16 protein-coding genes and 1 other RNA gene are annotated in these 24,089 nt (G+C 67.6%); 15 read left to right on the forward strand and 2 right to left on the reverse strand.

The genetic code is table 11. The features are described 5' to 3' along the window. Positions 1 to 253: 253 nt before the first annotated feature. Positions 254 to 736 carry a transcriptional regulator NrdR gene (nrdR, locus tag F6S87_RS05410; protein WP_163227646.1) on the forward strand — a complete coding sequence of 161 codons (483 nt, stop codon included), beginning with the start codon at positions 254 to 256 and terminating at the stop codon, positions 734 to 736. Positions 737 to 870: 134 nt separating this feature from the next. Here nrdR and serA read toward each other — a convergent pair whose 3' ends face one another. Then, on the reverse strand, positions 871 to 2,070 hold the full coding sequence (gene serA, locus F6S87_RS05415) for a phosphoglycerate dehydrogenase (RefSeq protein ID WP_163227647.1): 1,200 nt from the start codon (positions 2,068 to 2,070) through the stop codon (positions 871 to 873). A 197-nt stretch (positions 2,071 to 2,267) separates the two neighbouring features. Beyond that, positions 2,268 to 4,628, reverse strand: a complete 2,361-nt coding sequence (locus tag F6S87_RS05420; protein ID WP_231129398.1) for a HelD family protein — start codon at positions 4,626 to 4,628, stop codon at positions 2,268 to 2,270. Between the two features lie 339 nt (positions 4,629 to 4,967). On the opposite strand from F6S87_RS05420, the gene rsmH reads away from it, so the two are divergent. The 14 genes from rsmH to F6S87_RS05490 all read left to right on the forward strand — a co-directional run bounded on the left by rsmH (position 4,968) and on the right by F6S87_RS05490 (position 23,803). Beyond that, entirely contained in the window at positions 4,968 to 6,053 is a 1,086-nt protein-coding gene (rsmH, locus tag F6S87_RS05425) for a 16S rRNA (cytosine(1402)-N(4))-methyltransferase RsmH (protein WP_163227648.1), read from the forward strand. A 2-nt stretch (positions 6,054 to 6,055) separates the two neighbouring features. Then, the gene (locus F6S87_RS05430; RefSeq protein ID WP_231129399.1) at positions 6,056 to 6,664 is read left to right on the forward strand and encodes a hypothetical protein; all 609 of its coding nucleotides are present in this window, start codon (positions 6,056 to 6,058) and stop codon (positions 6,662 to 6,664) included. Further along, positions 6,661 to 8,454, forward strand: a complete 1,794-nt coding sequence (locus F6S87_RS05435; protein ID WP_163227649.1) for a peptidoglycan D,D-transpeptidase FtsI family protein — start codon at positions 6,661 to 6,663, stop codon at positions 8,452 to 8,454. Before F6S87_RS05430 ends, F6S87_RS05435 begins: the two co-directional genes overlap by 4 nt. Positions 8,455 to 8,541: 87 nt before the next feature. Continuing rightward, positions 8,542 to 9,423 carry a UDP-N-acetylmuramyl peptide synthase gene (locus F6S87_RS05440; RefSeq protein ID WP_163227650.1) on the forward strand — a complete coding sequence of 294 codons (882 nt, stop codon included), beginning with the start codon at positions 8,542 to 8,544 and terminating at the stop codon, positions 9,421 to 9,423. 153 nt (positions 9,424 to 9,576) lie between these two features. After that, entirely contained in the window at positions 9,577 to 11,184 is a 1,608-nt protein-coding gene (locus F6S87_RS05445; RefSeq protein ID WP_163227849.1) for a UDP-N-acetylmuramoyl-tripeptide--D-alanyl-D-alanine ligase, read from the forward strand. Positions 11,185 to 11,304: 120 nt separating this feature from the next. Further along, positions 11,305 to 12,411 carry a phospho-N-acetylmuramoyl-pentapeptide-transferase gene (gene mraY, locus F6S87_RS05450; protein WP_163227651.1) on the forward strand — a complete coding sequence of 369 codons (1,107 nt, stop codon included), beginning with the start codon at positions 11,305 to 11,307 and terminating at the stop codon, positions 12,409 to 12,411. Positions 12,412 to 12,446: 35 nt separating this feature from the next. Then, entirely contained in the window at positions 12,447 to 13,967 is a 1,521-nt protein-coding gene (gene murD, locus F6S87_RS05455; RefSeq protein ID WP_163227652.1) for a UDP-N-acetylmuramoyl-L-alanine--D-glutamate ligase, read from the forward strand. Next, positions 13,960 to 15,240, forward strand: coding sequence for a peptidoglycan glycosyltransferase FtsW (locus F6S87_RS05460; RefSeq protein WP_163227653.1), 1,281 nt, complete (start codon positions 13,960 to 13,962; stop codon positions 15,238 to 15,240). The genes murD and F6S87_RS05460 overlap by 8 nt, the downstream gene beginning before the upstream one ends. 56 nt (positions 15,241 to 15,296) lie before the next feature. Continuing rightward, positions 15,297 to 16,571: a UDP-N-acetylglucosamine--N-acetylmuramyl-(pentapeptide) pyrophosphoryl-undecaprenol N-acetylglucosamine transferase gene (locus F6S87_RS05465; RefSeq protein ID WP_163227654.1), complete on the forward strand. Its 1,275-nt coding sequence runs from the start codon at positions 15,297 to 15,299 to the stop codon at positions 16,569 to 16,571. 154 nt (positions 16,572 to 16,725) lie between these two features. Continuing rightward, a complete protein-coding gene (locus tag F6S87_RS05470; protein ID WP_163227655.1) occupies positions 16,726 to 18,453 on the forward strand; it encodes a UDP-N-acetylmuramate--L-alanine ligase in 1,728 nt (575 codons plus the stop codon). After that, entirely contained in the window at positions 18,453 to 19,961 is a 1,509-nt protein-coding gene (locus F6S87_RS05475; RefSeq protein WP_163227656.1) for a cell division protein FtsQ/DivIB, read from the forward strand. Before F6S87_RS05470 ends, F6S87_RS05475 begins: the two co-directional genes overlap by 1 nt. A gap of 106 nt (positions 19,962 to 20,067) precedes the next feature. Next, positions 20,068 to 20,465, forward strand: a transfer-messenger RNA (tmRNA) gene (gene ssrA / locus F6S87_RS05480). Between the two features lie 872 nt (positions 20,466 to 21,337). Next, positions 21,338 to 22,189: a carbohydrate kinase family protein gene (locus F6S87_RS05485; RefSeq protein WP_163227850.1), complete on the forward strand. Its 852-nt coding sequence runs from the start codon at positions 21,338 to 21,340 to the stop codon at positions 22,187 to 22,189. Positions 22,190 to 22,579: 390 nt separating this feature from the next. Next, positions 22,580 to 23,803 carry an MFS transporter gene (locus F6S87_RS05490; RefSeq protein ID WP_231129414.1) on the forward strand — a complete coding sequence of 408 codons (1,224 nt, stop codon included), beginning with the start codon at positions 22,580 to 22,582 and terminating at the stop codon, positions 23,801 to 23,803. Positions 23,804 to 24,089 lie beyond the last annotated feature (286 nt).

Below are 24,089 nucleotides of genomic sequence, written 5' to 3' on the forward strand. Positions count from 1 at the left end.
ATCCGGGTGACAATATTTTCACGATTCTTTCGAACAGACGTTCGAGCGCCGCGGCATTGTGGCGGGGAAGGAGGCTGGCATGTGCGGACTCGATGGCATCGGAGCAGTGAGGACGGCAGTCCGTGGAGGTCGCGCCGTGCGGGCCGTCAACCGGAGGGGCCGGGACGTGTCCCGTCCGGCCTCGCGCGGCCACCGCGGCCTCAAACCGCCCCGTGGCGTGCAAATGGTTGCGGTTGGGGTTAAGGTAGGCAATATGCATTGTCCTTATTGCCAGAACCCGGATACCAAGGTGATCGACACCCGTATCAACGAAGACGGATACTCGATCCGCCGCCGTCGCGAGTGCCTGAAGTGCGGGCGTCGTTTCACGACGATGGAGACGACGATGCTGATGGTCGAGAAGCGCTCGGGCAATCTCGAGCCGTTCAACCGCGACAAGGTCATCAGCGGCGTGCGCAAGGCATGCCAGGGCCGTCCGATCAACGAGGACGACCTCAAGACGCTCGGCCAGAAGGTCGAGGAGGACCTGCGCTCGCGCGGCCTGGCCCGCATCCCGTCCGAGGAAGTCGGCAAGGCCATCCTCAAGCCGCTGCGCGAACTCGACGAGGTCGCCTACCTGCGCTTCGCCAGCGTCTACCAGAACTTCGAGGGGCTCGAAGACTTCCAGCAGGCCATCGACGACCTGCGCGCCGCCAAGAACGCCGCCGGGAACGAAGACGGCGAAGCCGACGCCTGATTGTTCTTCCCGTTCTTCCTGTTGATGTCACGAACCCGAGCCAGTTAGTAGCTCGGGTTCGTGACATCAACATATGCGTGGCCGTGGGCATGGCCGGATAAGCCGGAAGCCGCCAGGAGGCCAACACGACGCCGTCAGGCCATGATGCGCAGGCGGATCGTGCCGTCGATGGCGCGCAGCTTCTCGATGGTCTGGCGGTCGGGCTTCGTGGCGACGTCGGTGACGACGTAGCCGATCTCGCCTTCGGTGCCGAGCGCCTGGCCGGAGATGTTGATGCCTTCCTCGCCGAGCACGTGGTTGAGCCGCGCGAGGACGCCCGGCAGGTTGTCGTGCAGGTGGGCGATGCGGCACGCCGACTTGTAGTCGCCGAGCGTGATCTGCGGCATGTTGACCGACAGCATCGTCGAGCCGTTGAACCAGTAGTCCTCGAGGCGCTGCGAGACGAAGACGCCGATGTTCTCCTGCGCCTCGAGCGTGGAGCCGCCGATGTGCGGCGTCAGGATCATGTTGTCCTCGTCGGCCAGTGCCGTCTCGAACGGATCGCCGCTCTTCTTCGGCTCGATCGGGAAGACATCGACGGCGGCGCCGGCGAGATGGCCGCTCGCGAGATGCTGCTTCAGGGCGCCGAGGTCGGCGACGAAGCCGCGCGACAGGTTGATGAACAGCGCGCCGTCCTTCATCGCGGCGAACTGGTCCTCGCCGAAGAAGCCGGTGTTTTCCTTGCGGCCGTCGACATGGAGCGTGACGACGTCGGCCTGTTCGAGCAGCTCGTCGAGCGTGGCGCACGCCTGGGCGTTGCCCAGCGCGAGCTTCTCCTCGAGATCGTAGAAGACGACGCGCATGCCGAGCGCCTCGGCGAGCACCGACAGCTGCGAGCCGATGTTGCCGTAGCCGACGATGCCGAGCGTCTTGCCGCGCACTTCGTGGCTGCCGGCCGCCGACTTGTCCCAGACGCCGTGCTTCATGTGGTGCGTGTGGGCCGGAATGCGGCGCATCAGGCAGATGATGTCGCCGATGACGAGCTCGACGACGGACCTCGTGTTCGAGTACGGCGCGTTGAACACGGCGATGCCGTGCTTGGCGGCGTAGTCGAGGTCGACCTGGTTCGTGCCGATGCAGAAGCAGCCGATGGCCGTCAGCGTCGGCCGGGCGTCGATGACCTTCTTCGTCACCGTCGTCTTCGAGCGGATGCCGAGCAGGTCCACGCCGTCCAGCGCCTCGATCAGCTCGTCTTCGGACAGCGCCCCCTTGCGCAGCTCGACGTCGAACCCCGCCTTCTTCAGGGATTCGACGGCCAGCGGATGGATGTTTTCGAGTAACAGGGCCTTGGGCATGGGCAAACCACCTTACTTGATCGTCGTTAGCTCGCTAACATACACCCTTCCGCCGCAAACCGCCTGTTCCGTATCGTTCTGCACGATGCTTCCGCCTGAATCGACGTCGCGAATCCGGGCCGGCAGCCCGGGTTCGCGACGCCAAGTCGCGGTGGCATGCAATCCCGCAATCCCGCAACAGGGAAAACAGGAATCAATCACATCGCCAGCAGGTCCGCGTCGGATTGTGTGCGGACGATGTGCAGGCGCTGGGTGGGACGGGTCAGGGCGACATAGAGGTCGGCGGCGGCGACAATGCGCGACGGCGCGTTCTCCTCGATCATGCCGGGCTGCACGACGACGACGGCGTCGTATTCGAGGCCCTTGACGGCCTGCGCGTTGCACACGCTGACCTGGCCGTCGTCGAGGCCGTCGTCGAGCAGGCGGCGCGCCAGTCCCTCGTCGAGTCCGGACATCAGGCCCGACCGGACGGCGTCGCGCACGGCGTCGAGCAGCTCGTCGGGGGCGATGACCGCCACGCGGCCGGTGCCGTCGGCGCCGGCGAACTCGCGGGCCAGCGCCGCGGCGTCCTCGCCGATCTGCCGGAGCATCGCCGCGTCGTCGGCGAGCGTGCGGCGCACGACGGAGCCGGGCACGTTGCGCACGGCGTTGACGGTCGAGATGTACAGCCCCTCGGCCGCGGCGAACCGCGAAGCCAGGTCGGAGACTTCCTTCGGGTTGCGGTAGTTGATCGTCAGCTCGTTGAGCTGCCAGTTGTTCGGGCCGAACAGCTGGTTCATCGTCGACTTCCACGAGCGCGTGCCGCCGAGCGCCGACGTCTGCGCCACGTCGCCGACGATCGTGAACGACCGCGACGGGCAGCGGCGCACGAGCATGTGCCATTCCATCGGCGTGAGCTCCTGCGCCTCGTCGACGACGATGTGGCCGTACGTCCATTCGCGGTCGGCGGCCGCGCGGGCGGCCGTGACGTCGGCGGCCATGCCGTTCATCTGGTCGACGAGCATTGACGACGAGACAATGCCGGAACCGATGCCGGCCTGCGCCAGCGTGTCCTTCGCGAAGCGTTCCTCCTCGGCGCGGGCCGCGTCGGCGGCCGCGCGGCGCGCCGCCTCGTGCGGATCGGGGCCGAGCAGCTCCATCGCCTCGTCGAGCAGCGGAATGTCGGAGCGCGTCAGCGGCGCGCCCTTCGGCCTCGTCAGCATGTCGACCTGCGCGTCGTTCAGCCACGGCGCGTAGCGGCGCAGCTGCGCCGGCTTCGAAAACAGCTGGTCGAGCAGCCAGCGGGCGTCCATCGGCAGCCACGCGAGGTTGAGCGTCACGCGCAGCCTGTCGTTCATGCGCAGCATCGACATCGCCTCGTTGAGTTCGGACTGCTCGGGCGCGTAGTCGAGCGCGGCGACGTACTGCTGGCGCATCATGTCGAGCATCGAGCGGACGAACGTCTCGCGGGCCTTGTTGTGCGGCTGGCGTGTGCGGCGCGCGTCGGCGATCGCCGTCTTGATGTCGGCGGCGCGCACTTCCAGCCGGATGCCGTTGACGATGATCGTCGGCAGCTCGGCCGGCACGCGCTCGCGGCCGGCGACGGCGTTGGCGATCATCTTCGCCATGCGCCGCTCGCCCTTGAGCTGGGCGACGTGCGGCTCGTCGACGCGGGTCGCCACGACGCCGGGGACGAGGTCGGCGATCGTCCTCGAGACGACGCCGGTCTCGCCGAGCGACGGCAGCACCTGGTCGATATAGCGCAGGAACGTCGCCGACGGTCCGATGACGAGCACGCCGGAGCGGTCGAGCATGCGCCGGTGGGTGTACAGCAGGAAGGCGGCACGGTGCAGCGCGACGGCCGTCTTGCCGGTGCCGGGGCCGCCCTGGACGACGACGGCGCCCTGCAGCGGCGCGCGGATGATGCGGTCCTGCTCGGCCTGGATCGTCGCGACGATGTCGGTCATCTTGCCGGTGCGCCGGCTCGACAGCGACGCGAGCAGCGCGCCCTCGCCGGTCAGCGTGCCGCTGGCCGACGCCTGGTCGACATGCTCGGAGTGGACGTCGAGGACCTCGTCCTCGATGCCGACGACGTCGCGGAAGTGCAGCGTGATATGACGGCGCATGACGATGTCGCCGTGGTGGGACGGCGTCGCCTCGTAGAACGGCCGGGCCGCCTCGGCTCGCCAGTCGGTCAGGATCGGCTCGTGATCGGCGTCGGACAGGCCGATTCGCCCGATATAGCGGCGCTCGCCGCCTTCGTCGTCGAGCCGGCCGAACACGAGCCGGTCCTCGACGGCACGCAGCTGCGTGAGCCGGTCCTCGTACATTGTCGCGAACGAATCGCGTTCGGTGCGCTGCGTCGGCGAGCCGTGCGAGCCGGCCGCGCGGACGGCGTCCAGCCGCTTGCGGGCCTGCGCCCGCAGGTCGTCGAGCCGTCCGTAGGCCCGGTCGACAGCGCGCTGCTCCTCCTGCAGCTGCACCGCGTACTGCGATTCGCCGGCATCCCCTTCGGCATTGCGGTCGGCGCCGGCGGCGTGATCGATATCGTCGGCGGCCGTGGTTGACATGCTTGCCATGCTCTCTTGTTCTCCTGTTAGACGAGCTCCCGGACGAGCCTCCGGGCGTTCCGGCACCCGGAGTGTAAACCTGTCCAATGTAGCTCGGGGACCCTACGAATCGTTCCAAGAAAACATTCAGGAAAAACGCAGGAGTCCCGGAAATCCGCGGCAAACTCCAGTGACTGGCATTCGCTGGATTTTTTGTGAGCCCGGGTATCATTCTGGGCGTTGTGGGGTAGAGTGGTGACAAGTGCGCCGGCGGCGACGATTCGTCCGGCATGCCCGGCCCGAACCCTCACGCACGCCGCCGGAACAAACCGAAAGCCTTTTCCGCAACGAACGACAGAACAAAGGACCATGACAGACTTCTCCACCATCCACCAGCCCGTGTTGCTCGAGCAGTGCGTCGACCTCGTCGCGCCGGCGCTCGCGGCCGACGGCAGCGTCGCCGTCGACTGCACGCTCGGCCTGGCCGGCCACACGACGGCGTTCCTCAAGGCGGCGCCGCGCGCGACCGTCATCGGCATCGACCGCGATGCCGAGGCGCTGGCGATGGCCACGGCACGCGTGGAGCAGGAGGGGCTGGCCGACCGGTTCGTGCCGGTGCACGCGGCGTTCGACGAATTCGCCGACGTGCTCGCCGACCGCGGCATCGACGGCGTCGACGCCGTCTTCATGGACCTCGGCCTGTCGAGCCTGCAGATCGACGAGACCGAGCGCGGCTTCTCCTATTCGCACGACGCGCCGCTCGACATGCGCATGGACGTCTCGCAGCCGCTGACGGCCGCCGCCGTCCTCGCGACCTACGCCGAGGGCGATCTGCTGCGCATCTTCAGGGAGTATGGCGAGGAACGATTCTCGCGCCAGATCGCCCGCGAGATCGTGCGCCGGCGCGACCGCGAGCCGATCGAGACGTCCGCGCAGCTCAACGAACTCGTCGACCGTGTCGTCCCGGCCGCCCACCGCGCGTCCGGTAACCCGGCCAAGCGCGTGTTCCAGGCGCTGCGCATCGAGGTCAACGGCGAGCTCGACAAGCTCGCGCACACGCTGCCGCAGATCGCCAACCGGCTCAACGTCGGCGGCCGGCTCGTCGTCGAGAGCTACCACTCGCTCGAGGACAAGACCGTCAAGTCGTTCATGAACTTCGGCCTGCACGCCGATGTCCCGGCCGGCATGCCGGTCGTGCCGCCGGACATGCAGCCGTTCTTCCGCGAGCTCACGCGCGGTGCCGTCAAGGCCGGCCCCGACGAGATCGAGCGCAACCCGCGGTCGGCGTCGGTGCGCCTGCGCGGCGTGGAACTGACGCGTCCGCTGCCCGGGCGCTGGCGCCGCTCGTTCGACCGGATGGCCGCCGGGCTGCCCGCCGACGGCCAGCCGCATGGTCGCCAGTCGCAGGGTCGCCGCCAGTCGCAGGGCCGTCGCCAGAAACCAAGGAGGGGATAGTCATGGCATCGGCAAGGCATCCCGGTTCCGCCTCGTCCGCGCGCCTGTCCGCGCGGCGCACGTCCCACGTGCGCGCAAGCGATGCCAGCCGGCGTGACGGCCAGTCGCCCGCCGGCGGCCGCGCCTCGCGTCCGGGCACGAAGCGTCCCGAACTGCGCGTCGTCGACAACTCGAAGGCGAAGCGCGCTTCCGAGGGCCTCAACAGCCTGTGGCGCTGGACGAAGACGCGCACGTCGCCGATGATGCACATCGTCGTCGCCGTCGTCTTCCTCGTCGCCAGCATGCTCGGCTCGCTGGCCCTGCGCACGCAGATGATCGAGAACTCGTTCGAATCGTCCGAAATCCAGGCGAACATCACGACGCTGACGCAGGACGTCGAGGACGACCAGGCCAAGCTCGACGAACTCGAGGCGCAGCTGCCGCAGAAAGCCGAAGACCTGAAGATGCAGCCGGCCACGAGCTCGGTGACGATCGACCTGCAGGGCTACCAGCCGACCGACGACTCGTCGTCCTCGTCGGACAGTTCGTCCTCCTCGTCGGCCTCGCCGTCGGCGTCCGCCTCCTCCTCTTCCTCCGCGACTTCGTCCGCCGACGGGAGCACCGCCCAATGAAGCGACTGAAATTCCTCAGGTCCGGCAAGCACGGCCAGCTGTTCAACCGCACGCTCGCCGTCGGCGTCGTGCTCGCGCTGATGGCCGTCGCCTGCTTCGGCCAGCTCATCAACGTCCAGATCATCCAGGGCACCGAATACGCGCAGGCCGCCACCGACAGCCGCACGCTGACCGTCACCGTCAGCGCCAAGCGCGGCAAGATCACCGACGTCAACGGCGTCGTGCTCGCGCAGAGCGTCGAGCGCTACACGATCATCGGCAACCCGACGGCCGCCCAGGAATTCACGCCGACGAGCTGCTCGAAGAGCTCGACGTGCCAGTCGCTCGACGGCAAGGACCTGACGACGACCGGCGCCGCCGCCGTCGCGCAGCTGCTCGCGCCGCTGCTTGACATGGACGCGACGACGATCGGCGGCATGCTCTCCGGCACCGGCCAGTACGTCGTCCTCGCCAAGGACGTCACGCCGGAAGTCAAGCGCAAGATCGACGACCTCAACCTCGGCGGCATCGTCTACGGCGAGCTGTCGAACGAACGCCTGTACTCGAACGGCACGCTGATGGGCGCGCTGCTTGGCGGCGTCGACGCCGACGGCAACGGCGTCGCCGGCCTCGAGCAGCTCGAGAACTCGGTGCTCACCGGCACCGACGGCTACGAGACGTACCAGCAGGGCCTGTACGGCGAGGAGATCCCCGGCACGCTGACCGACTCGAAGGCCGCCGTCGACGGCTCCGACGTCACGCTGACGATCGACCGCGACGTGCAGTGGCGCGTGGAGCAGATCCTGCAGAACGCGAAGACGACGTACAATGCCGCCTGGGGCATCGCCGTCGTCCAGGACGTCGAGACCGGGGAAATCCGCGCGCTCGCCGACACCGACTCGATCGAGGCCGGCTCCGATGACGCCAAGCTCAACGTCGCCAAGTCGGTCTCCGAGACGTTCGAGCCCGGCTCGATCGGCAAGGTGTTCACGATGTCCGGCCTCATCCAGGAAGGCCTGCACAAGATGAGCGACAAGTTCACCGTGCCGAACACGCTGACGCTCGACGGCCAGACCTACAAGGACGCCGAGGAACACGCGACCGGCCAGTGGACGCTCGCCGGCATCCTCGAGCAGTCGTCGAACGTCGGCACCATCCTCGCGTCCTCCGACTACACCGACGAGGAACGCTACGAATACCTGACGAAGTTCGGCATCGGCCAGAAGTCGGGCCTCGAGCTGCCCGGCGAAAGCCAGGGCGTGCTCGGCACGGCCGACAGCTGGGACGGCCGCACGCGCAACACGATCCTGTTCGGCCAGGGCTACTCGACGAACGCACTGCAGCTGACGAACGCGATCGCCGTCATCGCGAACGGCGGCGTCAAGACGAGCCAGAAGATCGTCAAGTCGACGACGAGCGCCGACGGCCACGTCACCGAGACGGCGTCCGGCAGTTCGACGAGGGTCGTCGACGAGGACACGGCCAAGCAGGTCATGAACGCGATGGAGTCGGTCGCCGAGCACTACGAGAAGTTCGCCGGCGTCACCGGCTACCGCGTGGCCGCGAAGTCCGGCACCGCCGAGGTCGCCGGCTCCGACGGCACGCTGTCGAGCATCATCTCCGACTACACGGCGATCATTCCGGCCGACAACCCGAAGTTCGTCGTCACCGTCGTCCTCAAGGATCCGGAAGGCAGCTACGGCGGCCTGACCGCGGGCCCGGTGTTCGCCGAGATCGGCACGTTCCTGATGCAGAAGTATTCGGTGCCGACGTCGAGCAAGCGAACCGACGCCATCCCGACGGAGTGGTAAAGCAGACGGAAGCACACTGGGCATGCAAGTGACACAGACATCGGCAAGGCGCCGTCCCGACGGGACGGCCGGAAGGGAAGGCGCGCGATGAGTTCGATCAGCGAGGCGATCTCGCAGCGGATGACGCTCGGCTATCTGACCGAACGGTACGGCTTCGACCTCGTGCCGCCGTTCGCGGCGAACGTGACGATCACGTCGCTCGCGAACGACCTCGACTCGGTGACGCCGGGCAGCCTGTACATTCCCGGCGCGACGGTCGCGGCCGGCGCCGTCTCGCAGGCCGCGCAGCGCGGCGCCTACGCGGCGCTGCTGCCGCACGCGATGAAATCGGTGCTGCCGGAGCCGGAGATTCCGGTGCTGTTCGCCGAGCCGACGGCGCAGCAGCTCGGCAAGCTCGCCGCCGACATCGCCGGCGCGCCGTCGGAAACGCTGGCGATCTTCGCCGTCGTCGGCACCGACCGGCAGACGATCGGCGCCGACGTGCAGATGCTCGCGCAGTTCCTGCACATGCTCGGCAATCCGGTCGGCGTGCTCAACGCGAACGATTCGTCCTCGCTCGAGCGGTTCCTCGACCTCGAGTATCCGGTCGACATCCTCACCGTCCAGCGCGTGCTGTCGGTGTGCGCCGAGGACGGCGCCGCCGCCGTCATCATCGCGATGGACGACGCGACACTGCAGCCCGACGCGCTGCAGTCGGTCGCCGTCGACGTCGTTGGCTGCGACGGCGTGACCGGCCCGGCCGACGGCGAGGCGCTCGTCGACGGGACCTGCGAACGCTACGGCTGTCCGGTCGACCGCAACACGCACGTCGTGTTCCGCACCGAGGAATCCGACGCGCTCGCCGTCCAGGCCGACGTCGAACGCGACGAGATCCGGCCGCTGTCGCTGGCGATCTCGTGCGTGCTCGCGGCCGGCGTGCGCAAGAACAGCATCAGGAGCGCGCTGAGGGTGAGCCGCGAACTGCACTGACAGGCCAGGGGAGGGGCCCGGGGCGCGAATCGTGCCCGCGACGGCCGACGATGCCAATTTTTCCGTGAATATCCAATGAACTACAGAACCGATGGACCAATGGAACAACCGATGCATACCGCAACCGACGAGAACGCCGCGACTGCCGCGACGATGATGCCGATGACGCTGGCCGAAGTCGCCGAGGCGACCGGAGGCCGGCTTGTCGGCGCGCCCGCGACCGACGAGGCCGTCGCGCTGCACGTGACGACCGACTCGCGCGACGTCGTGCCGGGCACTGTCTTCGTCGCGATCGCCGGCGAGCACGTCGACGGCCACGACTACGTCGCCCGTGCCGCCGGACTCGGCGCCGTCGCCGCGATCGTCGACCACGAAGTCGCGCCTGGTGACGTCGACGGCCAGGCGGCCGCGCCGATCGCGCAGGTCGTCGTCGACGACACCGTCGACGCGCTCGGCCGCCTCGCCCGCCACAACATCGACCGCCGCCGCGCGCTGGCCGCCGCCTCTGTCGACGCCGACGGCGAGGAAAGCCGCCCGTTCGCCGTCATCGGCATCACCGGCTCGGTCGGCAAGACGACGACGAAGGACCTGCTGAACGCGCTGCTGTCCAGGGCGGGGGAGACGGTCGCGCCGGTCGGATCGTTCAACAACGAGATCGGCATGCCGCTGACGGCGCTCAAGGTCGGCCCGACCACCCGCTTCCTCGTCTCCGAAATGGGCGCGAGCCACGTCGGCGAGATCGCGAGGCTGACCGGCATCGCCGCCCCCGACGTCGCCGTCGTGCTGAAAGTCGGCAACGCCCACCTTGGCGAGTTCGGCTCGGTCGAGCGCATCGCCGAGGCGAAGTCGGAAATCGTGCGCGGCGAGCGGCCCGACGGCGTGACGATCCTCAACGCCGATGACGGCCACGTCGCCGCGATGGCGGAGCTCGCGCCGTCGTTCGTCAAGTGGTTCGGCGTCGAGCACGCCGCCGACCACGACGACTATTTCTCCGCCGACCACATCGCGCTCGACCCGCTCGGCCGGCCGGTCTTCACGATCCGCATGGCCGACGGCGCCTACGAGACGCTGACGCTCGGCATCCCCGGCCGCCACAACGTCATGAACGTGCTTGCCGCCGCATCGGTCGCCTCGTACTTCGGCATGGGCCTGAAGGAAATTGTCGACGTGCTCGCGTCGGTCAGCCACATCAGCCCGCACCGCATGGCCGTCAGCGACGTGACGATCGGCGACGATTCGCACGATGCCGCCGATGCCGCCGACGAAGCCGTCCCGGCGACGAGCTTCACGCTGATCGACGACTCGTTCAACGCCAACCCCGACTCGATGAGGGCCGGCATCGACGGCCTCGTCGCCTGGAGGGCCGACGAGGACGCCGACGGGACCGAAGTCGCCGGCCGCCCGTACCGCATCGCCGTCCTCGGCGCCATGCTCGAGCTCGGCGGCGACGAGGAGCGGCTGCACCGCACGATCGGCGAGTACGTCGCCGGCAGCGGCGTCGACGCCGTCATTTCCGTCGGCGGCGCCACCGACGTCCACCTCGACAGGCTGGCCGGCGCGCTCGCCGACGGCGCGACCGCCGCCGCGAAGGAAGCCGGCGCCAGCCTGCCCGTCTACTGGGAGCACGGCCCCGCCGGCGTCGACGCCCGCATCGCCGAGCTGGCCGCCGCCAACCCCGGCCGCGACGTCATCGTGCTGCTCAAGGGGTCGCACGCCTCCGGACTGAGCGCGCTCGCCGAGCAGTGGGCGCCCGCCAGGTAGGCCCCCGATGATGCCCGCCGCGCCCGAGGACGCGACGGGCATGTACTCTGAATACCTGAAAGTCCGAATACCCGAACACCCAAGTTGCACACCGCACCGGAAGAAACGGAGAATGGAAAGGTGATTGCACTTATCATTGGCCTGCTGGTCTCGCTGATCATCACGATGGTCGGCACGCCGTTGCTCATCCGGCTGGTCCACAAGCTCAACTACGGCCAGTACATCCGGCAGGACGGCCCGCAGTCGCACCAGGTCAAGCGCGGCACGCCGACGCTCGGCGGCGTCGTCATCGTGCTCGCCACCGTCATCGGCTGGGGAGCGTCGGCGCTCTACCGGTACTGCTCGACCGGCACCACGCCGAGCTGGGCGGCCGTGCTCGTGCTGTTCGCGATGGTCTCGATGGGCGTGCTCGGCTTCATCGACGACTTCGCGAAGGTCCGCAAGAAGCAGAACGAGGGCCTCACCGTCCACGGCAAGTTCATCGGCCAGTTCATCTTCGCGACCGTCTTCGCCGTGCTGCTGCTCCTGCTGCCCGCCAAGAACGGCAAGCCGACCGCGCAGGCCGGCATGAGCTTCATCGAGACGCCGTTCATCTCGTTCGAATTCGCCGGCAGGTTCCTCGCGATCGTGCTGTTCGTCATCTGGGTGAACTTGCTGATGGCCGCGTGGACGAACGCCGTCAACCTGTCCGACGGCCTCGACGGCCTGTGCGCGGGCTCGTCGATGATCGCGTTCACCGGCTATGCCGCCATCGCGTTCTGGGAAAGCTACCACGTCGCCGGCGCCAACAACTCCGGCTTCTCCTACAACGTCTCCGACCCGCTCGATCTCTCCGTCATCGCGCTATGCGCGGCGATCGCCTGCCTCGGGTTCCTCTGGTACAACTGCAACCCGGCGACGATCTTCATGGGCGACACCGGCTCGCTCGCGCTCGGCGGCCTGTTCGCGGCGCTGTCGATCGTCACGCACACCGAATTCCTCGCCATCATCGTCGGCGGCCTGTTCGTCATCGAGGCGATGAGCGACGTCATCCAGGTCGGCTGCTTCAAGGCCACGCACAAGCGCGTCTTCAAGATGGCGCCGATCCACCACCACTTCGAGCTCAAGGGCTGGTCCGAAGGCAAGGTCGTCGTCCGCTTCTGGATGATCGAGCTGATGTTCGTCATCATCGGCCTCGTCATCTTCTACGGCGACTGGCTCAGCCGGTCCGGCCTGTGGAACGGATGATTTTTCCAACACAAAGTGAGAAAGAAGCAATAACGATGGACGTTGAAGGCAAGAAGGTCATCGTTGCCGGCCTCGGCATTTCGGGGCGCAACATGGTCGAGATCCTGCGAGGACGCGGGGCCGACGTGACCGGCGTCGACGAGAAGAAGGAGGACGCCGACCTCAAGTCGTTCGACGGGATCGACTGGAACGACGTCGACCTGCTGTGCGTCTCCCCGGTCTTCCCGCCGTCCACGCCGTTCATCCTCGCCGCCCAGGCGGCCGGCGTGCCCGTCTGGTCCGAAGTCGAGCTGGCCTGGCGCCTGCGCGCCGACAGCGGCCGCACCGGCGAACCGGCGCCGTGGATCGGCATCACCGGCACGAACGGCAAGACGAGCACCACCGAAATGACGTCGGCCATGCTCGAGGCCTGCGGACTCAAGGCCCCGGCCGTCGGCAACATCGGCGTCTCCGTCTCGCACGCCGCCGTCGACCCGGCCAACGCCGTGCTGTGCGTCGAGCTCAGCTCGTTCCAGCTGCACTTCACCGACTCGCTCGCGCTGACCAGCGCCGCGATCACCAACATCGCCGCCGACCACCTCGACTGGCACGGCGGCATCGAGAACTACGCGCACGACAAGGCCAAGGTCTACCACCGCGCCCGCTCCGTCGTCGTCTACAACGCCCAGGACCGGCGCGTCACGGCGCTCGCCGACCAGGCCGCCACGGGCACCGTCAATGACGTCGAGGCGCTGCGCGTCGGCTTCACGCTCGCCGCGCCGCGCGACGGCGAGATCGGCGTCGCCGACGGATGGATCGTCGACAGGAGCGGCCTCGCCGGCGGCGTCCCCGGCGAGCCGAACCGACTCGCCCCCGTCACCGACTTCGTCCACCTCGCCGAGCCGGACGGCACGATCTACCCCCACCTGCTCGCCGACGCGATGACGGCGCTCGCGCTCGTCCTCGGCCTCAAGCGCGCCGCCGACCTCGAAGTCGCCGCCGGCGTGCCCGGCGCCGAACTGCTACCCGGCGTCTCCGTCGACGTCGAGACGGCGCTCGCCGCGCTCAAGCGGTTCGCGCCCGGCGGCCACCGCATCCAGAAGGTCGCCGAGCTCGCGACCGGCGACGGCACGATCCGCTTCATCGACGATTCGAAGGCGACGAACGCCCACGCCGCGAAGGCCAGCCTGTCGAGCTTCGGTCCCAAGCAGGTCGTCTGGATCGCCGGAGGCCTGGCGAAGGGCGCCCGCTTCGAGCACCTCGTCGACGACATGAAGTCGGTCGTCAAGGCCGCCGTCGTCATCGGCCGCGACCAGCACGAAATGACCGAGGCGCTCGCCTCGCAGGCGCCGGAAATCCCGGTGACCGTCATCGACCCGACCATCGCCGACGACGATCCGTCCGCCGACATCATGGCCCTCGCCGTCGAGGCCGCCGGCCAGTACGCCGAACCCGGCGACGTCGTGCTGGAAGCGCCGGCATGCGCGTCGATGGACCAGTTCGTCTCCTACGCCGATCGCGGCGACCGCTTCGCCGCGGCGGCACGACGCTGGGTGGAGGAACGGCAGCATGCCTAGGAGAACCGTGTCCGGCACCGGCGCCGGCGACCAGGCCGGGACAGGGAAGCCACGGACGTCACGCACGACGCCCGCGCAGGCTTCCGCGTCGCCGTCGTCGCCGTCGCCGGTCGCCGAATACGGCGGCTGGCGCATGCTGCTCAACCCGCTGTGGTGCTACCACGGCTTCCGCGTCAGCGTCCTCGTGCTCACGGTGTTCGGCGTCGTCATGGTCTTCTCCAGCTCGGCCGCCTCGAACGTCGCGAGCGGCCTGTCGCCGTGGGCGACCGGCCTTAACCAGTCGATCTTCTGCGTCATCGGCCTCGTCGTGGCGTTGATTGCCATGCACGTGCCGTACCGCGTCTACGACCGATTCTCGGTGCCGATCATGCTGATCGCGATCTTCATGCAGTTCCTGACGCGCACGCCGCTCGGCGTCGAGGTCAACGGCAACCGCAGCTGGATCAGCATCGCCGGCATCACGATCCAGCCGGCCGAAATCCTCAAGCTCGCCGTCTGCATGTGGCTGCCCGGCGCCATGCTGCACGCCGCCAAGGTGTACGCCGAACGCACCGAGCGCAAGTGGCTCGCCTACGCGATGCCGCTCGGCATCTACGCGGCCGCGCTGCTCGGCGTCCTCGTCGGCAAGGACCTCGGCACCGCGCTGATCATCATCGGCATCGGCGTCGTCGGCTTCCTCGTCGGCGGCTTCCCGCTCAAGTGGATGCTGGCCGCCGGCGGCGTGCTCGCGCTCGGCGTCCTCGTCCTCGTTCTTGTCAGCCCGAACCGCCTGAGCCGCATCACGGCCGCCTACCAGACCTGTTCGGCCGAGGACATCCAGGGTGTCTGCTATCAGGCCACGCATGCGAAATACGCGATCGCGTCGGGCGGCCTGCTCGGCGTCGGCATCGGCAACTCGCGCGAGAAGTGGAGCTACCTGCCGGAAGCGCACAACGACTTCATCTACGCGATCATCGGCGAGGAAACCGGCTTCGTCGGCGCATTCGCCGTGCTGCTGCTGTTCGTCATCGTCGGCTGGTGCATGCTCGTCATCGCCACGAAGATGCACAACCGCTACGTCTCGATGGTGCTCATCCTGCTGACGACGTGGATCTGCGGCCAGGCGTTCATCAACATCGGCGTCGTCGTCGGCCTGTTGCCGGTCATGGGCGTGCCGATGCCGTTCGTCTCCGCGGGCGGATCGTCGCTCGTCATGTGCCTGCTCGGCGCCGGCGTCGCCGACAGCATGATGAGGGCCCAACCCGAAGTCCGCGCCGAACGCAACAAGCTGTAGCAATCCGCCAAAACCCGCGGGAATCGTACCATCATTGGCGTAGGCTGGGGGTCATTATGGATAGAGAAGCCCACGCAACCACGCACATCGTCCTCGCCGGCGGCGGCACCGCCGGCCATGTCAATCCGCTGCTGGCCGTCGCCGCCGCGATCTCGCGCAGGGAGCCCGACGCCGAAGTCGTCGCCCTCGGCACCGCCGTCGGACTCGAGGCCAGCCTCGTGCCGGCAGCCGGCTACCAGCTCGAGACGATCGAGAAGGTGCCGTTCCCGCGCCGCCCCAACGCCTACCTGTTCAAGTTTCCGGCGAAGTGGGCAAAAGAGACCCGGAAGGTCCGCGACATCCTGACCGGTCACCATGCCGACGTCGTCGTCGGCTTCGGCGGCTACGCGTCGGCGCCGGCGTACTCGGCCGCCCACAAGATGGGCATCCCCGTCGTCATCCACGAGCAGAACGCCCGCGCCGGCATGGCCAACAAGCTCGGCAGCCGCTACGCCGAGTTCATCGGCACCGCCTACGACAACACCGGCCTGACGCCCGGCAAGGCGAAGGTGCCGGCGTCCGCCGTCAATCATTCGAACGATTCGTCCGCCGGCGCGGCTTCGGCGGCCAGCGGCACCGTCACCGTGCCGACCGTCATCGAGCGCGTCGGGCTGCCACTGCGGCCGGCGATCGCCGACCTCGCCGCCCGGCTCGAGACCGACCGCGCGGCCGCCCGCCGCGACGGCGCGAAGGCGCTCGGACTCGATCCCGACCGTCCGATCGTCGTCGTCACCGGCGGCTCGCTCGGCGCCGTCTCGCTCAACCGCGCCGTCGCCGGCGCCGCGAAGGACCTGCTCGCGCACGCGCAGGTCGTCCACCTGACCGGCAAGGGCAAGATCGACGAGGTGCGCGACCTCGTGATCAAGTCGGCCGGCGCCGACGTGCTGACCGGCCTGGGGGAGGAGTCGACGCCCGGCCGCGACTACCACGCCGCCCAGTACCTCGAGCGCATCGACCTCGCGTTCGCCTGCGCTGACCTCGTCATCTGCCGTTCCGGCGCCGGCTCCGTCAGCGAGCTGACGGCGCTCGGCCTGCCGGCGATCTACGTGCCGCTGCCGATCGGCAACGGCGAGCAGCGCTTCAACGCGCAGCCGGTCGTCGAGGCCGGCGGCGGCATGCTCGTCGCCGACCGCGACTTCACGGCCGACTGGGTGCGCGCCAACGTCCCCGGCCTGCTTGCCAACCCGGCGAAGCTGCGCGAATTCGGCGACCGCGCCTGGCAATACGGCATCCGCGACGCCGCCGACCGCATGGCCGTCCGCATCCTCGACATCGCCCACCGCAACCACTGAATCGCATTGGGATGGTACAAACCCGGGCTTCAAGCCGGGGTTTGTACCATCCCAAGACTGTATCTGCACTTTATCGGCGAACGTGGGTAAGCTGGGACGCCAGAATGACAGACGCAGGCAATACACGCAGGCGTGACGCAGGCAAGGAGAATCGATGAGCGCGCAGATTGTGCTGGATCCAACGGCGAAGGGCTTCGGCGACGACGAGACGGTGGAGTCGCTCGGACGGGTCCACTTCATCGGCATCGGCGGCGCCGGCATGAGCGTGCTCGCCGAAATGCTGCACGAACAGGGCGTGGCCGTCCAGGGCTCCGACCGCGAGGCCAACGCGAAGACCGGCAAGCTCGAGAGCCTCGGCATCCCGGTGTTCATCGGCCAGCAGGCCGGCAACGTCGCCGGCGCGGACACCGTCGTCTTCTCGAGCGCCATCAAGCCGGACAATCCGGAAATCGTCGCGGCCGCCGACGCCGGCGCGCGAATCGTCCACCGCAGCGACATCCTCGCGCTGCTGATGAACGGCCGGAAGGCCGTCACCGTCGCCGGCGCGCACGGCAAGACGACGACGAGCTCGATGCTCGCCCACATCCTGACGAACGGCGCCGCCGACGGCACGCCGCTCGCCGACCCGAGCTACGCGATCGGCGCGTCCATCCAGGGACCCGACGGCGCGATTCTTGACGGCGGCCACGCCGGCAGCGGTGACGTGCTCGTCGCCGAGGCCGACGAATCCGACGGCAGCTTCGAGAAGTACCGTCCGGAAATCGCGATCGTCACGAACACCGAACCCGACCACCTCGACCACTACGGCGACGCCGAACACTACCGCGACGCGTTCGTTGAGCACGCCGGCCACGCGCGCCGCGCCGTCATCGTCAGCTACGACGACGAGGGCGCCCGCGAAGTGCTCGCCGGACTGCCCGCCGATGTGCTGTCGCGCACGATCGTCACGACGACGGACCCGTCGCTGCTCGACGGGAACGATTCGTCCGGTGCCGCCCCGTCCGCGGCCCATGCGGACACCGGCGCCACCGTCACGGTCAACGGCGTCGCCGTGCCGGCCGTCGTCATCGAGTCCGAGCGCGAGGCCACCGGCAGCGGGGCCGAATCGTTCACGCTCGCGCTGCCGGCCGCCGTCGCCGGCGAGCCGGTCCGCCAGCCCGTCACGCTCGACGTGCCCGGCATCCACAACGCCCGCAACGCCGCCGCGGCCATCGTCGCCGCCGTCATGCTCGGCATGGCGCCGGCCGATGCCGCCCGTGCCGTCGGGAGCTTCCTCGGCGCCGCCCGCCGCTTCCAGGTCCGCGGCACCGTCGGCGGCGTCACCGTCGTCGACGACTACGCCCACCATCCGACCGAGATCGCCGCGCTGCTGACGGCCGCCCGCCGTCGCTACCCGCAGGCGACGATCCACGTGCTGTTCCAGCCGCACCTGTTCTCCCGCACGAAGTTCTTCGCCGGCGAGTTCGCCGAGGCGCTCGCCATCGCCGACGACGTCATCGTCACCGACGTCTATCCGGCCCGCGAGAAGGCCGTCGACTTCCCGGGCGTCGGCGCCGAGACGATCGTCGACGCCGCGCTCGAGCTGCGCGAGGACGGCGACAACGTCGCCGAGAGCGCCGATGCCGACGCCGAGACGGTGCTCGAGGCCGTCATCGGCGACGACGTCGTCGCCGAGCAGGTCGTCAGCGAGCCGGCGTCGCCGGCCCCGCGCCGCGACGACTGGATCTGCGTGCACGGCGACATGGCGACGGCGGCCCAGATGATGGCGTTGCGCGCCGACCCCGGCGACGTCGTCTTCACCGTCGGCGCCGGCGACATCACGTCGATGGGCCCGGTCCTGCTGCACGCGCTCGAGGCCCGCTTCGCCGGTCAGGACCAGTGATGGCCGGCCGCACCGTCAGTTCCGGACACGGCTCCGGCAAGAACTCCGACCACGGCTCGGCCGGGAACGCCGGCAAGCAGCGCCGCTCCGCCCGTTCCGCACAGTCGTCGGGCCGCAACGATTCGCACGTTGCCGACAATGCCGCGGCGTCCGCGCGCACGCCGCGATCGTCGACGTCGGCCGCGCGCCGCTCGCCGGCGACCGGCCAGTTCGCAGCGACCGGCCGCGCCGGTGCGTCCGGCGTGCGCCGCATCCGCAACAACACGTCGCGCCAGACCGCCGCGCAGGCGCACCGCCGCACGGCGGCCGGCAATCCGGCGGCCGGCAAATCTTCCGGTACATCCTTGAGTAGAGGCGTTGCCGGAAAGACTCCGGCGAGGACGTCCGCCGGCAGGGTAGGCGCTTCCGGCGGCACAGCCCCTGGCAAATCCCCCAATACATCCCTGGGCACATCCGGTGTCGCGAAGGCCGGTATTGCGAAGTCCGGGGCCGCGAAGAACAGTGCCGCGACCTCGACGAAGAAGAAGCGCCGGTCCGGTGGCCTGTTCGGCCTCGTGCGCCGTGGCCGCGGGGCGGAGGCGGCGACGCAGCGGCGTCCGCGGACGGCCGGCAGCCGGTTCGCCGCGCCGGCCGGCGAGTCGAGCTCGAAGCCGGGCGGCTTCGTCGACGCCCGGCGACTGTCCAGTGAGGACGTCGTCGCGAAGACGCTCAGCGAGACGAGCGGCGGCATCGGCCTGGCGACCAGGCCGAAGGTCATCGACTTCAAGGCGCGCCAGAAGGAACGCAAGCGCGCGGCGACGCGCGTCATCGCCATCCGCGCTGGCATTGCGGCGGCAGTCGTCGCCGTCGTCGTCGCGCTCGTCTGGCTGCTGTTCTTCTCGCCGGTGTTGCGGCTCGATGCCGGCAACATCACCGTCGAGGGCGCTAACGAGTGGGTCGGCGAACAGCAGATCCTGTCGATCGCCGAACAGCAGGACGGCAAGTCGCTGCTGCTTGTCTCCGACGGCGACGTCATCGCCGAGCTCGAGGCCATCCCCGGCGTGTCCGACGCGACCGTCACGAAGCATTTCCCGGACTCGCTGACCGTCACCGTGACGGCGCAGCGGCCGGCGGCCATGCTCAAGGTCGACGGCAGCTCGGAACTCACCGCCGTCGACAGCCAGGGCCGCGTGCTCAACTCGGTCGCCGCCGGCACGTCAACCGACGGCATCCCGCAGATCACCGTCGACAACGTCCAGGACGCGCTGAAGAACAAGGCCGTCCTCAACGCGCTGACCATCCTCAACGACCTGTCGGAAACGATGCGCAAGTCGATCACGACGGTCACCGCGGACACGCAGGACTCGGTGACGACGACGCTCGACTCGGGCATCACCGTCGTCTGGGGCGACGCCGCCGACATGAAGCTCAAGGCCGCCATCGTCGACAAGATCATCAACGATTCGTCCGTCATCGGCGACAAGACCCAGGTCGACGTCAGCGCCCCGAGCCGCCCGATCATCAAGTGAGAAGTGAGGCACTTGTGAGAAGTGAGGCACTTGCCTTCCCGCGAATCGTGCCGTATAGTGGAGAAGCTGTCCACCTGAAGGACGGCGAGCTTGATAATTCAAGATTGGGGTCGATTTGGTTTCGACGGTGACCTGTTCGTCCCGGGGAAGCGTGCCGAGAACGTAGAGTCCACTCGTGATGTCCTCTACAACAGAATAAGTGCTAAATCTAACCGCACTGAGTTCGCTCTCGCCGCCTGATTTTCAAGTCAGGACTTAACCCGCGAGTTGCACTCCGTCCACTCTCCCGTGTCTTCGGGGAGATGCTGGGCGTCGTTAAGAAGACTCGCCCGAACTGCCGATTTGCAGGGCAGTCCGGGGACTTTTTCTGCGAATAGGCCTGCTACCAGCCGTCTGTGGCATTGGTAGGGGCCGAAAAACTGCCATCATGGTCAACAGACTACGCACGTAGAAGACCGGGGGTACGGTCACCGGACCGGGGTTCAATTCCCCGCGGCTCCACCCGTAGGGGCCCGGGTTCCGAATACTTGGAGTATTCGGAACCCGGGCCCCTTTTGTTTTGTTTTGTGTTGTGTTGTGTTCCGTTGCGTTCCCGCGTTTCATTCGCCGGCGAACGCGACGTCGGGTCACGGTTCAGGCGCGGGGATCGTGACTGTTCGTCAAATTAGTTCGGGAGGTGGCGGTTAGGCACGATTTCGACTCGGAAATCGTGACCGATCGTCAGGTTGGGTTGGCAAGTGACGGATAGTCATGGTTTTGGTTCGGGGATCGTGACTGATCGTCAAGTCGGGCCGGGAAGAGACGGACGGTCACGGTTCGGATGCATAAATCGTGACTATTGGTACTGTTGGCACGATTCGTGACGGTTGGTCACGAAACTAGACAACGATTCGAAGAGGTGACCGGCGGAAGCATCGTTCTACGCTGTTGGAAACTCAAGCGCTTCACTAGGCGACACGCCATTCGCCTGCCTAATCCACCATGAATTAACAGCGTTAATATTAACTCAGTTAACTCATGAGGGCGTGAGTTGGCGAAGACGACAAGAAGGACATGGCACCGCCCCTCCCCTCGGGGACGACGCCGGCGACAAAGGAGCCACAATGACCGAAAACCCAACTGCGGGGGAGACGACGACCACCACCACGACAACCACGACCGCTCCGGCGGCGGCAAACGGCGCCGCCGCCGAGAATGCCGCCCCGACCGCCGCCGGCCCGGCCGCCACCACCACGACCACGACGACGACCGCCACCCCGTCCGCCCCGACAGCTGCCACGACCGCCGCGGAACCGGCGACCGCCGCCGCTCCCGAGACCGAGCCGGCCGGCAACGGCAAGCCCGTCGTCGTCGCGCTCGGCGAACTGCTGTGGGACATGCTGCCCACCGGCAAGCGCGCCGGCGGCGCTCCCGTCAACTTCGCCTACCACGCCATGATGAACGGCGCCGAAAGCTACGCCGTCAGCGCCGTCGGCGAGGACGCGCTCGGCGACGAACTGCTCGAGCAGGCCCACGATGCCGGCGTCCACACCGTCGTTCAGCGCAACGCCTGGCCGACCGGCACCGTCGCTGTCAAGCTCAAGGAAGGCATCCCCGAATACGACATCGTCAAGGGCGTGGCCTGGGACCACATCGCCTACACCCGCGAGCTCATTGACGTCGTCTCCAGGGCCGACGCGATCTGCTACGGCACGCTCGCGCTGCGCTCGCAGGAAACGCATGACACGATCATCGAGCTGCTCAAGGCGGTCAAGCCCGGCGCGATGACGTTCTTCGACGTCAACCTGCGCGGCGACCACTACTCGAAGGAGCTCATCGAGGAGCTGCTCGACTACTCGACGGTCTTCAAGATCAACGACGCGGAACTGCTGCTCGTGCGCGACATGTTCGACATCCGCGGCACCTCCGACGACGCGGCCTGCCGCTGGTTCATCGACAACTACGACCTCGACTACGTCATCCTGACGGCCGGCGCCGACTACTCGACGATCGTCAGCCGCACGGGCGAGTCGTCGACGGTTCCGACGCCGAAGGTCGTCGTCGCGGACACCGTCGGCGCCGGCGACTCCTTCTCCGGTGTTTTCACCGCCCGCACGCTGCTCGGCGACCCGCTGCCCGTCGCGCACCGCCGCGCCGTCAACACCGCCGCCTACGTCTGCACGCAGTCCGGCGCCTGGCCCGAGTATCCGGCGGCGATGCCGGACTACACGCTGACCGTGGCCCGGTAACGCGCGGGGCGGGCAGCCGGGACAGGCTGCAGGCCGCCGCCATCACGCTTGGCGGAAGCATCGTGCCGAATTTCCCTTTCCTCTTTTCTTTCAGGAACGGCGAGACGCCTCCGTCAGTTCGGTCCTTCCCGGTTCGATCGGCCGGGGAGGAACCACCCCTCTCCTTCTCTTTCCTTCCTTTCTGGCCAACACAAGACAACTCAACTCAACACAGCACACTCCAACACACAGCACAACCCAATCCACACCATCCAACTTTTTCATCTCATTTCACATCAAAGGGGACAAACGATGAGTAATGAAATCAAGGCCGGCGGCGACGTCGCCACCGGCACCGCGGCCGCCGGAGCCGCCAACAAGCAAGCCGGCTTCGCGAAGATCGCGCCGGTGATGTTCGCGTTCTTCGTGATGGGCTTCGTCGACCTCGTCGGCACCGCCACGAACTACGTGAAGACCGAATTCAACCTGTCGAACAGCACCGCGAACCTGTTCACGACGATGGTCTTCTTCTGGTTCCTGATCCTGTCGGTGCCGACCGGCGTGCTCATGAACAAGATCGGCCGCCGCAAGACGGTCCTCGGCTCCATCCTCGTCACGCTCGTCGCGATGGCGCTGCCGATCATCGCCTACACGATGTTCAACGGCAACGCGCGCCTGGCGCTCATCGTCATCTCGTTCGCGTTCCTCGGCATCGGCAACACGCTGATGCAGGTCTCGCTCAACCCGCTGCTCACGTCGTTCGTCAGCGGCAACAAGCTCGCCTCGACGCTGACCACCGGCCAGTTCGTCAAGGCCTTCGCCTCGCTGTTCGCGCCGTACATCGCCGCCTGGGGCTTCCAGCATTTCGCCGACAAGTGGTGGATGCTGTTCGTCATCTACTTCGTCATCGGCGTGCTCTCCTACCTGCTGCTCGCGTTCGACAAGATCAACGAGCCGGCGCCCGATAACGGCACGACAACGATCGGCAAGTGCTTCAAGCTGCTGTTCTCCGACCGCGTCGTCTTCCTCTGCTTCCTCGGCATCATCGCGCACGTCGGCGTCGACGTCGGCATCAACGCCCAGGCGCCGCGCATCCTGATGGAGCACACCGACGTCGCGCTGACGACGGCGACGAGCGCCACGATGGTCTACTTCATCGCCCGTATGATCGGCTGCTTCACCGGCTCCTTCGCGCTGTCGCGCATCTCGAACCGCATCGGCCTTGTCATCTGCGGCACGATCATGACCACCTCGGCCATCTGCTTCGCGATCTTCACGCTTGCGCCGGCCTCCGTCGCCGTCTCGCTCGAGTGGGTCTTCTGGCTCGCCATCGCGCTCGTCGGCTTCGGTAACTCGAACGTCTTCTCGCTGTTCCTGTCGCACGGCCTCAACTACCGTGCCGACCGCCAGAACGAGATCTCCGGCCTGATGCTGATGGGCCTGATCGGCGGCGCGATCTTCCCGCCGATCATGGGTGCCGCCGCCGACGCGATCGGCCAGTTCGGCGCCGTGCTCGTCATGGCCATCGGCTGCGTCTACGTCCTCGTCGTCGGCATCGGCTACCGCGTGCTCGAGAACCACAGGACCGCCGCCTCGCTGTCGGCTTCCGACGGCGAGCAGGCCGTCGCCGCCTGATCCCGGTACCGCTACCTTCGCCCTGAATCGTTACGAATCGTTCCATGTCGTCTCGAATGGAACGATTCGTAACGTTTTTTAATAGAAAACCGTTACGAATCGTCCGTCTTGAAAAATGAGGGGCGATTCGTAACGGTTTGGCGCCGGAAATCGTTACAAATTGTCCGTCTTAAAAAATTCGGGGCGATTCGTAACGGTTCGGCGCCGGAAATCGTTACAAATTGTCCGTCTCGAAAAATGAGGGGCGATTCGTAACGGTTCGGTGCCGGAAAACGTTACGAATTGT

Origin of the sequence: Bifidobacterium choloepi (assembly GCF_010667615.1) — a bacterium.
GTDB classification, from domain to species: Bacteria; Actinomycetota; Actinomycetes; order Actinomycetales; family Bifidobacteriaceae; genus Bifidobacterium; species Bifidobacterium choloepi.

Excerpts from the sequence above, each read along its gene's own strand:
- F6S87_RS05445 (WP_163227849.1), top strand. The coding sequence starts at position 9,577 with ATGATGCCGATGACGCTGGCCGAAGTCGCCGAGGCGACCGGAGGCCGG.
- F6S87_RS05490 (WP_231129414.1), top strand. The coding sequence starts at position 22,580 with ATGTTCGCGTTCTTCGTGATGGGCTTCGTCGACCTCGTCGGCACCGCC.
- F6S87_RS05440 (WP_163227650.1), top strand. The coding sequence starts at position 8,542 with ATGAGTTCGATCAGCGAGGCGATCTCGCAGCGGATGACGCTCGGCTAT.
- rsmH (WP_163227648.1), top strand. The coding sequence starts at position 4,968 with ATGACAGACTTCTCCACCATCCACCAGCCCGTGTTGCTCGAGCAGTGC.
- F6S87_RS05430 (WP_231129399.1), top strand. The coding sequence starts at position 6,056 with ATGGCATCGGCAAGGCATCCCGGTTCCGCCTCGTCCGCGCGCCTGTCC.
- F6S87_RS05470 (WP_163227655.1), top strand. The coding sequence starts at position 16,726 with ATGAGCGCGCAGATTGTGCTGGATCCAACGGCGAAGGGCTTCGGCGAC.
- F6S87_RS05420 (WP_231129398.1), bottom strand. The coding sequence starts at position 4,628 with ATGGCAAGCATGTCAACCACGGCCGCCGACGATATCGATCACGCCGCC.
- F6S87_RS05460 (WP_163227653.1), top strand. The coding sequence starts at position 13,960 with ATGCCTAGGAGAACCGTGTCCGGCACCGGCGCCGGCGACCAGGCCGGG.
- serA (WP_163227647.1), bottom strand. The coding sequence starts at position 2,070 with ATGCCCAAGGCCCTGTTACTCGAAAACATCCATCCGCTGGCCGTCGAA.
- F6S87_RS05475 (WP_163227656.1), top strand. The coding sequence starts at position 18,453 with ATGGCCGGCCGCACCGTCAGTTCCGGACACGGCTCCGGCAAGAACTCC.
- F6S87_RS05485 (WP_163227850.1), top strand. The coding sequence starts at position 21,338 with ATGCTGCCCACCGGCAAGCGCGCCGGCGGCGCTCCCGTCAACTTCGCC.
- nrdR (WP_163227646.1), top strand. The coding sequence starts at position 254 with ATGCATTGTCCTTATTGCCAGAACCCGGATACCAAGGTGATCGACACC.
- F6S87_RS05435 (WP_163227649.1), top strand. The coding sequence starts at position 6,661 with ATGAAGCGACTGAAATTCCTCAGGTCCGGCAAGCACGGCCAGCTGTTC.
- F6S87_RS05465 (WP_163227654.1), top strand. The coding sequence starts at position 15,297 with ATGGATAGAGAAGCCCACGCAACCACGCACATCGTCCTCGCCGGCGGC.
- murD (WP_163227652.1), top strand. The coding sequence starts at position 12,447 with ATGGACGTTGAAGGCAAGAAGGTCATCGTTGCCGGCCTCGGCATTTCG.